This window comes from Hydrotalea sp. GW822-HT8A01 (genome assembly GCF_058798575.1).
In genome coordinates this window covers 1,677,848-1,691,441 of sequence record NZ_CM179506.1, presented here as the reverse complement: position 1 = coordinate 1,691,441, position 13,594 = coordinate 1,677,848, and the positions used below count along the sequence as shown (strand labels likewise).

The following is a 13,594-nucleotide window of genomic DNA, read 5'->3' as shown; positions in this document are numbered from 1 at the left end:
TTCAGGAAAAAGGAAGCATTATCAAATTGTGAATTTTGCTGCCAATTAAAACAAATCAAGAATGGATCAAAACTTTAATCCGGATAAACAACATACCCTCAGTAAAAGCATTAGTATAAAAGGCACAGGTTTGCATACCGGCATTTTGGTTGAAATGAATTTAAAACCTGCTAATCCGGGTTTTGGTATTCAATTTCAAAGAACCGATTTACCGGGACAGCCCATTATTAAAGCCGATTGCGATTTGGTTACCGATACTTCTCGTGGTACTACGCTTCAATTTGGTGATGCCAAAGTAAGTACTGTTGAACATATTCTGGCTGCCTTGGTAGGATTAGGTATTGATAATGTTTTAATTGAAATAAACGGACCTGAAATACCCATTATGGATGGTAGCTCAGCTCCTTTCATCACTTTTATTGAAGAAGCCGGCATTGCCGAACAGGATGCCGCCAAAGCCTGGTATAGCATTGATGAAAACATTTATTTATACGATGAAAAGAAACGGGTCGAAATGGTAGCGATGCCCGCTATTGATTACCAAATAACTACACTGATTGATTTTAACAGCCCGGTATTAGGTACCCAGCATGCCGGATTAAAAACCATCAAAGATTTTAAAACCGAAATAGCGCCCTGTCGCACTTTTGTTTTTTTGCATGAATTAGAAATGCTGTTAGATAATAACCTGATTAAAGGCGGCGATATTAATAATGCCATTGTGGTGGTAGATAAACCTTTAACCGATGGTGAAATGGAGCGGCTGGCCAAAACATTTAAACGCGAGAAAATTGAAGTTAAAAGCGAAGGCTACTTAAATAATTTAGAATTACGCTTTCCGAATGAGCCTGCCCGCCACAAATTATTAGATGTTGTGGGCGATTTGGCGCTGATTGGTTACCCCATTAAAGCCCGTATCATTGCCAATAGGCCCGGCCACAGCACCAATGTTGAATTTGCAAAGAAAATAAAACAATACATCAAGAAAAACAAACACGTTAAAGATGTACCGGTATACAATCCGGCAGCACCCTCCATATTTAACCTGCAACGTATCGAGAAAACATTACCACACCGCTTCCCGTTTTTGTTGGTAGATAAAATTATTGAACTAACAGATACACATATTGTAGGGGTAAAAAATGTAACTTTTAATGAATGGTTTTTCCAAGGGCACTTCCCTAACAACCCTGTTATGCCAGGTGTATTGCAAATTGAGGCTTTGGCACAAACAGGAGGTATTCTCTGTATTAATACCCTGCCGGAAGGTGATTATGATACTTATTTCTTAAAAATTGACAACTGCAAATTCAAACAAAAGGTATTACCCGGAGATACCATGATTTTAAAAATGGAATTCATTAGTCCAATTAGAAGAGGTATCTGCGAAATGAAAGGTATGGTTTATGTAGGCGGAAAAGTGGCTACTGAAGCTAATTTAGTAGCGCAACTCGTAAAACGCAATTAAACCTTAAACTATTCCTAATATTTCTATTTTTGTAACGGTCGGTAAACATCGGCCCATTTTTTAAAGTCTATTCTGCCATACAAACCAGAATAGCACAAATCAATAAATCAAAGCGGATGACACATCCCTACACCTACATAGATCCCAATGCTAAAATAGCAGCCAATGTTAAAATAGACCCATTCACTGTAATACATGGTGATGTTCAGATAGGAGAAGGCACCTGGATTGGCAGTAATGTCACCATTATGGATGGTACCAGAATTGGAAAAAATTGCAGAATTTTTCCTGGAGCAGTTTTAGGCGCTATTCCACAAGACTTAAAATATAACGGAGAAAAAACAACTGTTGAAATTGGCGACCATACCACCATTCGCGAATTTGTAACCATAAACCGCGGAACAGCCGATAAGTGGAAAACAACCGTTGGCAGCCATTGCCTCATTATGGCTTACAGCCATATTGCACACGACTGTATAATTGGGAACAACTGTATTTTAAGCAACAGTGTTCAGGTGGCCGGCCATGTGGTAATGGGCGATTGGGCCTGGATAGCAGGCGTTAGTGCTGTTCATCAATTTGTTCAAATTGGTCAGCATGCCTACATAGCCGGTGGCAGTTTGGTGAGTAAAGATGTGCCTCCTTATATTAAAGCAGTACGTAACCCATTAAGCTATGGTGGGGTAAACAGTGTGGGACTGAAAAGAAGAGGTTTTGAATTAGAAAAAATTAACCACATCATTGATATTTACCGCATTATTTTCAACAAAGGTTTTAATACCTCGCAGGCACTTGCTTTAATTGAAGAAGATTTGCCTGCCAGCGATGAAAGAGATGAAATTGTAACATTTATCAGGGAAAGTGGCAGAGGTATTATCAAAAAGTTTGCCTCTGATATTAGTGATGAGGATTAATTCAAAGTATCCGCTATTTTCATACAAATGACAATTGTATTACAAGATGCAGGCAAAAAATTTAACCGCGACTGGATTTTCAGGCATGTAAGCTTTACTTTCTCAGCATCAACATCCTATGCTATTACCGGGCCTAATGGAAGTGGCAAAAGTACATTACTACAAGCCATTGCCATGGCATTAAGAGTAAATGAAGGAAAATGCATCTGGCAAAACGAAACCGGGCAATTCATTCCGGAAGATCAGGTACACCAATATTTATCGATTGTTGCGCCTTATCTGGATATAATTGAAGAGATGACAGCTACTGAATTTTTGCATTTTCATGCCCAATTTAAACCACTGCTACCGGGTATTTCAATTCCCGCTATTATAGAAAAAATTGGCCTTGCACAATCGGCCCATAAGCAAATACGCTATTACAGCAGCGGCATGGTACAAAGAGTAAAATTAGCACAAGCTATATTTTCAAATACACCGGTATTGTTATTAGATGAGCCCTGCACCAATCTGGATGCAGAAGGTTACCAGCTTTACCACGATTTAATTGCTGATTATGCCACTGCCAAAACCATTATTGTAAGCAGTAATGATGCAGCCGAAATGGATTTTTGTAAAAAAAGAATTGCTATTACTGATTATAAATAAACCGGAATTAATATCGCCTGCTGGCAATCAGTAAATTCAAATCATTGTATTTCAAATTGAATTTTTGGCTCAGATAAAAATCGGTTAATGCCCCCTTAAACAAATAAATTCCTTCGCGCAGATTGATACTGTGCCATACCATTTCTTCCATTCCCCCTTCATCACTAATTTCCAATAATAATGGCATTAATACATTACTAATGGCATGGCTGGCTGTTCGGGCAAACCCACTGGGTATATTGGGTACACAATAATGAATTACGTTGTGTTTTAGAAATACCGGCTTTTCATGGGTGGTTAATTCACTGGTTTCAAAGCAACCACCACGGTCAATGGAAACATCAATAATGATACTTCCGGGACGCATAGCGGCTACCATTTCTTCAGTAACCACAACGGGCGCTCTTCCATAATCGCTGCTAAGCGCACCAATAGCCACTTCGCAAGTTTTAAGTTGTTTGGCTAAAATACCGGGTTCCAATACACTGGTCCATACCCGCTGCCCCAAATTATTTTGCAATTGTTTCAACCTGTATACATTGTTATCGAATACCTTAACACTGGCACCCAATGCCAATGCATTTCTAGTAGCTACTTCGCCCACTGTTCCTGCACCAATAATAATTACTTTAGTAGGCGGTATACCACTTACACCACCTAACAGTACCCCCTTGCCTTTGTTAAAACTGCTTAAATACTGTCCTGCAATGAGCATTAATGCACCACCTGCAATTTCGCTCATACTTCTTACAATGGGGTAACTGCCGTGTTCATCTTTTAAATTTTCAAAACTTAATGCCGTAATTTTTTTATCCATCATCCGTTCCAATATTTCACTTTTTAAAGCAGAATGATGTATGGGGGAAATAATGGTTTGATGCATCTGTAACAAAGGAATATCTTCTATTACAACCGGTGCACTTTTTAATAACAATGGTGCCTTAAATACCTCAGAATGATGGTATACAATAGTAGCACCCGCCTCGCTGTAATCTTTATCGGTATAATTGCTTCCCTCTCCGGCCTTGTGTTCCACCACAACCCTGTGCCCATTCATCACCATTACACGCACCGCTTCAGGAGTTAATGATATTCTATTCTCCTGAAAAGCCGTTTCTTTGGGCAACCCTATTTCAAGTGGTAAACCCTGTGGTTTAATATCCAATGTTTCTTCCAGTGTTTCGTAACTGAATGAAGTAGAAATAACCGGCTTTTTTGACGACATATGTTTGCTTTAAGAAAATCTATGAATATGGGTAATAAAAATACAGTATTTATTACAAATATGAAGGTATAAATGAATGGTGTGACAGTTCCGTTACAATTCTCCGGGTGGTTTCATTTACCACAACAATCCGAATAATAAAAACATCATCCGGCAAAATACCAATTGCTTTTTCAGGCCATTCTATCCAACACCAATAGCTGTTTACCAATTCTTCTATTCCGGCATTTACAGCCTCTTCCTCATCTTTTAACCGATACCAGTCCATGTGGTAAATAGTTTTGTCCTCGGCCGTAGTATATTCATTTACAAGCGCATAAGTTGGGCTGCTCACTGTTTGCTGAACTCCGCAATAAGTTGCCAAAGCATGAATTAAAGTAGTTTTTCCGGCACCCATAGGCGCTTCAAACACCCATGTATCGGCAGTTTTTCCTTCTTCAATTAAATAAGGCATAAGAGCCGGCAGTTCAGATAATGTAAAAATTGCATCCATAGGGCAAAGATATTCCTACTTACGAAAGGGTTGGTAACCCATAACTAAATTAATTTTGCAGTATGGAGAATGTATCGTGGAAAGTAGAAGGTATGAGTTGCACCAATTGTGCTCTCACCATTCATAAATATTTGGAAGAAAAAGGGGTTGATAATGTGAAAGTAAATTTTATTGGTGGCGAGGTAAATTTTGACTTGAATGATACCACCAAAAAAACCATTCTGCTGAAAGGCATTGAAAGTTTAGGATATCATGTAAAAAACGAAACGATTCCTGCTGAAAGTAAAGCCACTACCCGTTGGAATTTACGGTTCACCAATCATGGTCAGCGCTTTTTATTCTGCGCTGTTTTTACCCTGCCACTCATGTTGGATATGTTTGTGCACAGCCATTTTTTAATGAATCCCTATGTACAGTTAGCCCTTACCCTGCCTGTATATTGGGTGGGCATAAAATTTTTTGGAAAAAGTGCCATTAAAAGCTTGCGCAATGGTATACCCAACATGAACGTTCTGATTGCCTTAGGTGCCACTGCTGCTTTTATTTACAGTTTATACGGTATGCTCATTGGCCGTGCTGCCGATTTTATGTTTTTTGAAACAACTGCAGCCATTATAACCTTAGTTTTTTTGGGCAACTGGTTAGAAGATAAATCTGTTGAAACTACGCAAAAAGCCATTCGCAGTTTAGCAGTAACGCAAAAAACCAAAGCAAATATGATTGCTTTTGATGACCAGCATCAAGAGCAAATATTTCAGGTAGAAAGCGAGTCATTAAGAGTAGGCGATTTAATTTTGATTAATTCTGGAGAATCTGTACCCATGGATTGTAAAATTTTATGGGGTGAAGCAAAAGTAAATGAATCACTGTTAACCGGTGAAAGTATTCCGGTACAGAAAACAATGAAAGACCTGCTGATTGGTGGCAGCACTTTGGAAAGTGGCACTGTTAAAGCGCAGGTAACTGCAGTAGGAAAAGATACTGTATTAAGCAATATTTTAAATTTAGTAAAACAGGCACAGGCTGAAAAACCACCAGTACAGCAATTGGCCGATAAAATCAGCGCCATATTCGTACCCACCGTTATTAGTATTGCAGTGCTTACCCTAACTGGCAATTATTTTTTTACGAATATTGGTTTTGGTAACAGTTTACTAAGGGGTATTGCCGTTTTAGTGATCTCCTGCCCTTGCGCTATGGGATTGGCTACTCCGGCAGCTATTGCCGTAGGTTTGGGCCGTGCTGCAAAAAATGGCATACTATTTAAAAATGCCAGAAGTTTGGAAGTATTTAAAGACATTAAACAGGTAGTATTTGATAAAACCGGCACGCTTACCACCGGGCATTTTTCTATCACAAAATTTGAAACAACCATTGATACAGATACTTTTCAAAGTATAGTAGCTTCTTTAGAAAAATATGCAGCCCACCCCATTGCAAAAGCGATTGTAAAAGAATGGAAACCGGTTGTACTCATTCACTTTAGTTCTGTTGAAGAAATAAAAGGTTTGGGAATGAAGGGCATTGATAAAGCAGGAAATGTTTACATGGCAACTGCATACAAGCAGGTATCCGGTTTAACTACCGATAATGCACACAATGTATATATTACCAAAAATAATGAACTATTGGGTTGGTTAGATATTGAAGATACCATTCGCCCTGAAGCAGTGCAGGTAATTCAACAACTCCATCAAAAAAACATCAAAACAATTTTATTAAGTGGTGATTCAAAGGCTAATTGTGAGAAGATGGCCAAAGTGGCAGGAATAGATACTGTATTTAGTGAACAAACTCCTGAACAAAAATTGCAAACCATTGCCCGGCTCACCACCCAGGCACCTACTGCTATGATTGGCGATGGTATTAATGATGCTCCTGCATTAGCAAAAGCAACAGTAGGTATTTCGCTCAGCGATGCTTCGCATATTGCCATGCAAAGTGCACAGGTAGTTTTAATGAATCACGGACTTACACACCTGCCGCTGGCATTAGGCTTGGGTAAACACACTTACCAAACCATTCGTGAAAATTTGTTTTGGGCCTTTTTCTACAACATCATTGCCATACCTATTGCAGCATTTGGTTATTTAAACCCTGCCCTGGGTGCATTAGCCATGGGATTAAGTGATGTGGTATTAGCCATTAACAGTGTTCGTTTAAATTACAAAAAAGTAGTATAACCCTCTTTTAAAAAAACAATGGTACTGCCTGTTGGGCAAATATAAATTGCAATTGCAAAGCATTGTTTTGCAACAACTGCCGTTGAATAATAGCTTCATTATTGCCCGAAGGTTTCATATGTGTAATTACAATAGGTAATCCCTGCACAGCATTTATTCCTGTTAAATTGACCAGTACATGCATTTCATCCAATAATAATTTTGGGGTAAGATGACCGAATAACTGATTCTCCGGCTGCTCATTCGGATAAGAAACTTCTATAAAAATGGCTTTTAATTTTTTTTGCTGCACAAAGGGTGCTATGCATTGCCATAATTGTAATAAATCATGGCTATGTTCAATGGTATCGGCCCCAGTATCACCCAAATAAAGCAGGTAACCAGATTGATACCTGACTAAAAATGCCGTACTTTTATAATTAGATCCGTGGCTTAAAACAAAGGGTGTTACCATCATGTCTGTTCCTTCAAGCGGTACCTCCCGTCCCGTTGCGAGGGGCACATAATGGTATTTATTTAAAAATGGCAGCGTTCCTGCATCCCCAAAATTGGCCCAGCTTTGCCAGGTAAAATAGTTTTGTTCTAATACCTGTAAACAATAAGGCATGGCATAAATATTTTTTTTACTGTCGTTGGGAGCATTGATAATTAAACCGGCCACATGGTCTAAATGCCCATGTGAAATGCAATAACCTTTAATTGAATCCTGCAAAACAGCAGTTGAGGTAGTACCCTTCCATAATTTTTTTTGAATGGCTTTTTGAATGCCTGCATCAATGGTGCCGGCATCTAAAGCAATATACCGGCTGGTCCCATTCACCGCAATTAAATAGGCTGATAAGTTACTTTCATCCAATCCACCCTTTACACCTAATGGAACAACTTTAAAAACAGGCTTTTGAGCCTGCAATAGCAGTTGAAAACCCATGAACAAAAATACCATTACAACAAGGCGATACCGTAAGTAAATCATAGTTCAATATTTATAAACACATTTATCAATGATGGAAGTATTGCAAATCAAAACAATAAGGTAAAATGATTTTCCTAAACCTGCATATTTCAATTTTTATATTTATCCGGTAAATTTCAGCGAATAATTTGCAGTTCCATGTTATTTTTATACAGTTTTTTATGAACAGATGTATTAAAGCACCGCCCAATAATGAAATCAAAGCCCATAACACCAAGAGAAGTATTGCAACAGTATTGGGGTTATTCTGATTTTAGGGGATTGCAACTGCCTATTATTGAATCGGTACTGGCAGGAAAAGATACACTGGCTTTATTACCTACCGGTGGTGGTAAATCAATTTGCTTTCAGGTACCCACATTAATGAAAGGGGGTATGGCGCTTGTAATTTCGCCATTAATTGCATTGATGAACGATCAGGTAGCCAGACTCAATCAATTGGGCATCGCCGCTACTACCATTGAAAGCGGCCTTAGCTATTTTGAAATACAATTACTTTTAGAAAAAGCAGTAGATGGTAAATTTTCTTTTTTATATGTATCGCCGGAGCGTTTACAAAATAAACTCTTTCTTCTTTTTTTACCCGATTTACCTATTGGTGTTGTAGTAATAGATGAAGCGCATTGCATTTCACAATGGGGGTATGATTTCAGGCCATCCTATCTGCAAATTGCAAAACTGAAGCATTACATTAATGCAGTACCATTTATTGCATTAACCGCATCTGCTACTTTACCGGTGCAACAAGATATTATTCAGCAACTACAATTAGTGCAAACAGCTGTATTTAAACAATCCTTTACCAGACCTGCACTTTCGTATACTGCATATGAAACAGATAGTAAAATCAATAAAGTTATTGAAATTCTGCAGAAGGTACCCGGTAGCAGTATTGTGTATTGCAGTACCCGAAAGCAGACCAAAGATGTAGCACATTTGTTACAATTACAGGGCTTTTCAGCCGATTTTTATCATGCGGGATTATCTAAAGAAGAAAGGAACCAAAAGCAATTCAACTGGATTCAAAATAAAACACGCATTATGGTTTGTACCAATGCCTTTGGAATGGGTATTGACAAACCGGATGTAAGAACGGTTATTCATTACAACATCCCCGACTGCATTGAAAACTATTATCAGGAGGCAGGCAGGGCAGGCCGCGATAACCAAAAAGCCTATGCTGTTTTGTTATATCATCCCGACGATTTACAGCAATTAGTTCAACTACCTGAAAAACGTTTCCCTCCGGTTGAAATCATTCGGAAAATTTATCAGGGACTAGCCGATTATCTGCAAATACCGGTTGGTATTGGGCAGGGCAACTATTATGATTTTGATATAGAAAATTTTGTACAGTATTTTAAATTAGATGCCGCTACAGTATTTAATGTTTTAAAAGTATTGGAACAGGAGGGGCATTTATTATTCAATGAATCGGTATTTGCACCATCGCAGGCAGGGTTTAAAGTAGACAAAGAGGTATTATTTGAATTTCAGAAAAACTTTCCTGCATTAGAAAAAATAACGCAAACATTGTTGAGAACCTATCAGGGAATATTAGATAACCGTGTTTCTATTTATGAAAGGCAAATTGCCAAAATTGCACGCATCAGTTATGATACAGTAACCGAACATCTGCATCAGTTGCAACAGTATGGCATCATAGAATATTTGCCACAGAAAGATACCCCACAAATTTTTATGTTATTGAACCGGGCACCGGCTGCTTCCCTACACATCAATTATGAACAATACCATGCCAGAAAACAACAGTACAGCCAACGTATTCAATCCATCATAGCCTACGCAAAAGAAACCAAAAACTGCCGCAGCAATATAATTGCCCGATATTTTTCAGATGAATCCAATCAACGGTGTGGCATTTGCGATAATTGTTTACGAACCAATCACCAACATTTAAGTACAAAAGACTTTAAAAAAATTGAACGGGAAATCATGAATGCAATCCCACAACATGGGATTGCGTTGGCTAACTTAAAAGCCCTGTTCCCAAATGAAATGGAAAAACAATTTCATGAAGTACTGCAAAGTTTATTGGATGCCGCATACATTACAATAGATGCACAAAATGGTGTAACTAAAAAATAATTACCACTCCCGGCCCAAAGTGTTTTTTAAAATTTCAGCCAATGATGCTGTTTCCCTTCCGGTTGCATCTGCAATGATTCCGGTTTTTCTAAAATTTGCAAAGGCAGCCAAATAACTTAAAGACTAAATTGCACTGCAACCTGCCATTTATAAATCCTCTTCCCTTTCCAGCATTAAAATGGCATGCTGCGGAACTATAAAATATTTTTCGCCTTCATAGATTAATTCAGTGGCACCATTTAATAAAAATAAAGCCAAATCACCTTCACGTGCCTGTAAAGGAATGTATTTTACCTGTTCTTCCTCTGTTTTCCAGGGTTCGTTTTCAACAGGTAGCGGAATGGCATAACCCGGTCCTGTTTTAATGATATAACCTTGTTGTACTTTTTCTTTTTCCTGTACACCGGGGGGTAAATACAATCCGCTGGAGGTTTGTTCATTCGGTTTAGAAGGTTTAATTAAAACCCTGTCGCCAATAATAATGAGCTTTTTCAATTTGTTGTCCTGCGTTATCATCATATACACTAATTTTCTTCACTTAAAAACAAGCTAAAGTAGCAACTGTTAACGGGTTTTGAAAAATTCTTGTGTAACAACCACAAAAATAGTAATATCTTTAGCAGAATGAAAGCAGCTTTTTAACAAAAGATTGCGCCGGCAATCAAGTTAATTATTGCTGTAATGAACTTTATTTGAATACTTAAAAATAAGAATGGTTATGGAAGAAAAAAAGAAATACAAAATTTTGCTCTGCGAAGACGATACCAATCTGGGTATGGTACTTAAAAATTATTTGGAACTGAATGATTATGAAGTGGTATTGGAAAGAGATGGCCGATTAGGCTTAGCCGCTTTTCAGCGGGAAAAATTTGATATTTGCCTGTTAGATGTAATGATGCCTAACGTAGATGGGTTTACGCTAGCTGAAGAAATTCGTGATGTTGACCCCGATATACCTCTCTTCTTTTTAAGTGCCAAAACCATGAAAGAAGATGTAGTGCAGGGCTATCGTTTAGGTGCCGATGATTATATTACCAAGCCTTTTGACAGCGAAGTACTGCTACTGAAAATAAAAGCCATTTTAAAAAGGAATGAAGAAGAAAACCGCATTAGCGATAATATAGAATTTGATTTAGGCTCTTATCATTTCAATCCAAAACTGAGAGAGTTATCGCATAACGGTCAAACCCATACGCTTTCACCCAAAGAAAACGAATTATTAAAAATGCTGGCAGAGCATAAAAATGATTTATTGCCTCGTGAAAGGGCTTTGAAGAAAATTTGGGGCAGCGATACCTATTTCAATGGCAGAAGCATGGATGTATACATAGCCAAACTGCGTAAGTACCTAAAAGATGATACCAATATTGAAATTGTAAACATTCATGGCAATGGTTTCAGATTGGTAGCGCCATAATGCCAAAAGCATATTCGATTTTTATGCAAAAATGCCACTCGCTTGAATGAAGTGGCATTTTTTATGCTTATTCGTTAAATAAACCGGGCTGTGTACCCTTGGGCTTATGTTTGCCTAAATGTTGGTAAGCTTTGGCAGTTACCTCTCTGCCCCTTGGTGTTCGTTGCAAAAAACCTTCCTGTATTAAAAAAGGTTCATATACTTCTTCAATGGTACCCGATTCCTCACCAACAGCGGTTGCAATAGTAGTAATACCTACCGGCCCGCCTTTAAATTTTTCAATGATGGTTAACAAAATCCGATTATCCATATCATCTAAACCATACTCATCTACATTCAATGCTTTTAATGCATGTTGTGTAATGCCAATATCAATCATTCCGTCATTCAATACCTGGGCAAAATCGCGTACCCTGCGCAATAAACCATTGGCAATACGTGGGGTTCCCCGGCTGCGCCGGGCTATTTCAGCAGCAGCTTCTTCCGAAACAGGCACATGCAATATAACAGCACTGCGTTGTATAATTTTTTGAAGCGTAGCTGCATTATAATATTCCAACCGCGATTTTATACCAAAACGGGAAAGCAAGGGTGCCGTTAATAAACCACTGCGGGTAGTGGCACCCACCAACGTAAAGGGGTTGATGTTGAGTTGTATGCTTCTTGCATTGGGGCCACTATCAATCATAATATCAATCCTGAAATCTTCCATGGCCGCATACAAGTATTCTTCTACCACAGTACTTAACCGGTGTATTTCATCAATAAACAAAACATCATTGGGTTCCAGATTGGTTAATAAGCCGGCCAAATCGCCGGGTTTTTCAATAACCGGACCACTGGTTTCACGGATGTTTACGCCCAGTTCGTTGGCTACAATTCTGCTTAAAGTGGTTTTACCCAACCCTGGGGGGCCATGAAAAAGTATATGATCCAATGCCTCTCCGCGAATTTTTGCCGCTTTAATAAAGATAATCAAATTTTCTATCAACTGCGGTTGCCCCGAAAAGTCATCCAGCTCATTGGGCCGTATGGTATTTTCAAACTCCTTATCGGGCTGGTTTAACTGTTCTTTGCTACTATCTAAATTAGGATTTGACATTGTGTGTGTGATGCAATAATTTTATAAAGTAAATATTTTCTGAGCATATCATCTGCATTATGGCTTCAGTGAAGCTTTTTTGCCGGAATATGCATGGGTAAAACTACAAAAACAATAGCTACGAAGTTATGCGAGTTCATTTCATACAGCATGTTTCTTTTGAAAATCCGGGCAGTTTACTGCAATGGGCTAAAAATATGGGGCATCAAATTCATATAACCCGTGTGTTCAATGAAGAACCCTTCCCTGAGCCAGATCAATATGATATGCTGATTGTAATGGGTGGCCCTATGGGTATATATCAGGAAAAAAAGTTTAAATGGATGACTGCCGAAAAAACCTGTATTGAACAAGCCATCCACGCTGCAAAGAAAGTGCTGGGCATTTGCCTGGGCAGTCAGCTCATTGCTTCCGTTTTAGGTGCCGGCGTGTATGCGCATGTTCAACAGGAAATTGGCTGGTGGCCTATTTATTCTTCCAATCCACATCCATTAGCACAACTATTGCCACAAGCTTTTCATGGCTTTCATTGGCATGGCGATACGTTTGACCTTCCGGCTAATGCAGTTTCGCTTTTTCATTCAGATGCCTGTACACAGCAGGGTTTCATTTATCAAAACCATGTATTGGCATTACAATTTCATCCTGAAATAGAAATGCATCTTTTATTGCAAATGTTACAACATGGCAAACATGAACTCATCAATGCCCCTTTTGTGCAAACAGAACATGCTATCATTAAGCAAACAGAAAAATTTTTGCCACAACAATATCCATTCCTGATAAAGCTGCTGGATATGTTTTTAAAAGACCAATTTGAATAGTTTATTCTTCTTCAATACCTGCCTGCTTTGCATGGTGTTATACCTGATTATTCATGCGATGCTGCATGTTCTGTATTTGCATGTGTTGTTGGCGGATGATATGGGCCTTTACATTGTGCCATGAGTACCAAAAAACAGAAAACAACCGCAAATGATAAAAAAATGGTGAGGGTAAATTTCTTAGTATCTTCTTCCTGGTGTATTTGATGTGACATGTAATGGTTTTTTCGCAAATTTA

13 protein-coding genes are annotated in these 13,594 nt (G+C 38.5%); 7 read left to right on the top strand and 6 right to left on the bottom strand.

Annotation, left to right across the window (positions count from 1 at the left end; all coding sequences use genetic code 11):
- Nucleotides 1–61: 61 nt before the first annotated feature.
- The 3 genes from AC3QLY_RS07355 (at nucleotide 62) to AC3QLY_RS07345 (ending at nucleotide 3,030) form a co-directional block, all read left to right on the top strand.
- The gene (locus AC3QLY_RS07355; RefSeq protein ID WP_074417478.1) at nucleotides 62–1,468 is read left to right on the top strand and encodes a bifunctional UDP-3-O-[3-hydroxymyristoyl] N-acetylglucosamine deacetylase/3-hydroxyacyl-ACP dehydratase; all 1,407 of its coding nucleotides are present in this window, start codon (nucleotides 62–64) and stop codon (nucleotides 1,466–1,468) included.
- A 116-nt stretch (nucleotides 1,469–1,584) separates the two neighbouring features.
- Entirely contained in the window at nucleotides 1,585–2,382 is a 798-nt protein-coding gene (lpxA, locus tag AC3QLY_RS07350; protein ID WP_074417479.1) for an acyl-ACP--UDP-N-acetylglucosamine O-acyltransferase, read from the top strand.
- Between the two features lie 27 nt (nucleotides 2,383–2,409).
- Nucleotides 2,410–3,030: an ABC transporter ATP-binding protein gene (locus tag AC3QLY_RS07345; protein ID WP_074417480.1), complete on the top strand. Its 621-nt coding sequence runs from the start codon at nucleotides 2,410–2,412 to the stop codon at nucleotides 3,028–3,030.
- A 7-nt stretch (nucleotides 3,031–3,037) separates the two neighbouring features.
- Here AC3QLY_RS07345 and AC3QLY_RS07340 read toward each other — a convergent pair whose 3' ends face one another.
- Both AC3QLY_RS07340 and tsaE read right to left on the bottom strand, forming a co-directional pair.
- Complete coding sequence (locus AC3QLY_RS07340; RefSeq protein WP_068246160.1) at nucleotides 3,038–4,255, bottom strand: alanine dehydrogenase; 1,218 nt, start codon at nucleotides 4,253–4,255, stop codon at nucleotides 3,038–3,040.
- 52 nt (nucleotides 4,256–4,307) lie between these two features.
- The gene (gene tsaE, locus AC3QLY_RS07335) at nucleotides 4,308–4,748 is read right to left on the bottom strand and encodes a tRNA (adenosine(37)-N6)-threonylcarbamoyltransferase complex ATPase subunit type 1 TsaE (protein ID WP_288071569.1); all 441 of its coding nucleotides are present in this window, start codon (nucleotides 4,746–4,748) and stop codon (nucleotides 4,308–4,310) included.
- A 62-nt stretch (nucleotides 4,749–4,810) separates the two neighbouring features.
- Here tsaE and AC3QLY_RS07330 point away from each other — a divergent pair, with 62 nt between their 5' ends.
- Nucleotides 4,811–6,931 (top strand): heavy metal translocating P-type ATPase, encoded by a 2,121-nt coding sequence (locus tag AC3QLY_RS07330; protein WP_074419823.1) that lies wholly within the window; start codon nucleotides 4,811–4,813, stop codon nucleotides 6,929–6,931.
- 7 nt (nucleotides 6,932–6,938) lie between these two features.
- Here the strand turns inward: AC3QLY_RS07330 and AC3QLY_RS07325 are convergent, their stop codons facing one another.
- Nucleotides 6,939–7,904 (bottom strand): MBL fold metallo-hydrolase, encoded by a 966-nt coding sequence (locus AC3QLY_RS07325; protein WP_074419822.1) that lies wholly within the window; start codon nucleotides 7,902–7,904, stop codon nucleotides 6,939–6,941.
- A 192-nt stretch (nucleotides 7,905–8,096) separates the two neighbouring features.
- On the opposite strand from AC3QLY_RS07325, the gene AC3QLY_RS07320 reads away from it, so the two are divergent.
- Entirely contained in the window at nucleotides 8,097–10,013 is a 1,917-nt protein-coding gene (locus tag AC3QLY_RS07320; RefSeq protein ID WP_074419821.1) for a RecQ family ATP-dependent DNA helicase, read from the top strand.
- 147 nt (nucleotides 10,014–10,160) lie between these two features.
- Here the strand turns inward: AC3QLY_RS07320 and AC3QLY_RS07315 are convergent, their stop codons facing one another.
- Nucleotides 10,161–10,532 carry a co-chaperone GroES gene (locus AC3QLY_RS07315; protein WP_074419820.1) on the bottom strand — a complete coding sequence of 124 codons (372 nt, stop codon included), beginning with the start codon at nucleotides 10,530–10,532 and terminating at the stop codon, nucleotides 10,161–10,163.
- A 199-nt stretch (nucleotides 10,533–10,731) separates the two neighbouring features.
- Here AC3QLY_RS07315 and AC3QLY_RS07310 point away from each other — a divergent pair, with 199 nt between their 5' ends.
- Nucleotides 10,732–11,430 carry a response regulator transcription factor gene (locus AC3QLY_RS07310; RefSeq protein WP_074419819.1) on the top strand — a complete coding sequence of 233 codons (699 nt, stop codon included), beginning with the start codon at nucleotides 10,732–10,734 and terminating at the stop codon, nucleotides 11,428–11,430.
- Between the two features lie 67 nt (nucleotides 11,431–11,497).
- Here the strand turns inward: AC3QLY_RS07310 and ruvB are convergent, their stop codons facing one another.
- Nucleotides 11,498–12,532, bottom strand: a complete 1,035-nt coding sequence (gene ruvB, locus AC3QLY_RS07305) for a Holliday junction branch migration DNA helicase RuvB (RefSeq protein ID WP_074417485.1) — start codon at nucleotides 12,530–12,532, stop codon at nucleotides 11,498–11,500.
- Nucleotides 12,533–12,660: 128 nt separating this feature from the next.
- Here ruvB and AC3QLY_RS07300 point away from each other — a divergent pair, with 128 nt between their 5' ends.
- A complete protein-coding gene (locus tag AC3QLY_RS07300) occupies nucleotides 12,661–13,356 on the top strand; it encodes a type 1 glutamine amidotransferase (RefSeq protein WP_218330925.1) in 696 nt (231 codons plus the stop codon).
- 47 nt (nucleotides 13,357–13,403) lie between these two features.
- Here AC3QLY_RS07300 and AC3QLY_RS07295 read toward each other — a convergent pair whose 3' ends face one another.
- Nucleotides 13,404–13,571, bottom strand: coding sequence for a hypothetical protein (locus AC3QLY_RS07295; RefSeq protein WP_176712962.1), 168 nt, complete (start codon nucleotides 13,569–13,571; stop codon nucleotides 13,404–13,406).
- Nucleotides 13,572–13,594: the final 23 nt, after the last annotated feature.

What these genes read in the sequence shown, in the direction of transcription:
- ruvB (WP_074417485.1), bottom strand. Translation starts at nt 12,532, where the DNA reads ATGTCAAATCCTAATTTAGATAGTAGCAAAGAACAGTTAAACCAGCCC.
- AC3QLY_RS07330 (WP_074419823.1), top strand. Translation starts at nt 4,811, where the DNA reads ATGGAGAATGTATCGTGGAAAGTAGAAGGTATGAGTTGCACCAATTGT.
- AC3QLY_RS07345 (WP_074417480.1), top strand. Translation starts at nt 2,410, where the DNA reads ATGACAATTGTATTACAAGATGCAGGCAAAAAATTTAACCGCGACTGG.
- tsaE (WP_288071569.1), bottom strand. Translation starts at nt 4,748, where the DNA reads ATGGATGCAATTTTTACATTATCTGAACTGCCGGCTCTTATGCCTTAT.
- AC3QLY_RS07325 (WP_074419822.1), bottom strand. Translation starts at nt 7,904, where the DNA reads ATGATTTACTTACGGTATCGCCTTGTTGTAATGGTATTTTTGTTCATG.
- AC3QLY_RS07315 (WP_074419820.1), bottom strand. Translation starts at nt 10,532, where the DNA reads ATGATGATAACGCAGGACAACAAATTGAAAAAGCTCATTATTATTGGC.
- AC3QLY_RS07320 (WP_074419821.1), top strand. Translation starts at nt 8,097, where the DNA reads ATGAAATCAAAGCCCATAACACCAAGAGAAGTATTGCAACAGTATTGG.
- AC3QLY_RS07355 (WP_074417478.1), top strand. Translation starts at nt 62, where the DNA reads ATGGATCAAAACTTTAATCCGGATAAACAACATACCCTCAGTAAAAGC.
- AC3QLY_RS07300 (WP_218330925.1), top strand. Translation starts at nt 12,661, where the DNA reads ATGCGAGTTCATTTCATACAGCATGTTTCTTTTGAAAATCCGGGCAGT.
- AC3QLY_RS07295 (WP_176712962.1), bottom strand. Translation starts at nt 13,571, where the DNA reads ATGTCACATCAAATACACCAGGAAGAAGATACTAAGAAATTTACCCTC.
- AC3QLY_RS07310 (WP_074419819.1), top strand. Translation starts at nt 10,732, where the DNA reads ATGGAAGAAAAAAAGAAATACAAAATTTTGCTCTGCGAAGACGATACC.
- lpxA (WP_074417479.1), top strand. Translation starts at nt 1,585, where the DNA reads ATGACACATCCCTACACCTACATAGATCCCAATGCTAAAATAGCAGCC.
- AC3QLY_RS07340 (WP_068246160.1), bottom strand. Translation starts at nt 4,255, where the DNA reads ATGTCGTCAAAAAAGCCGGTTATTTCTACTTCATTCAGTTACGAAACA.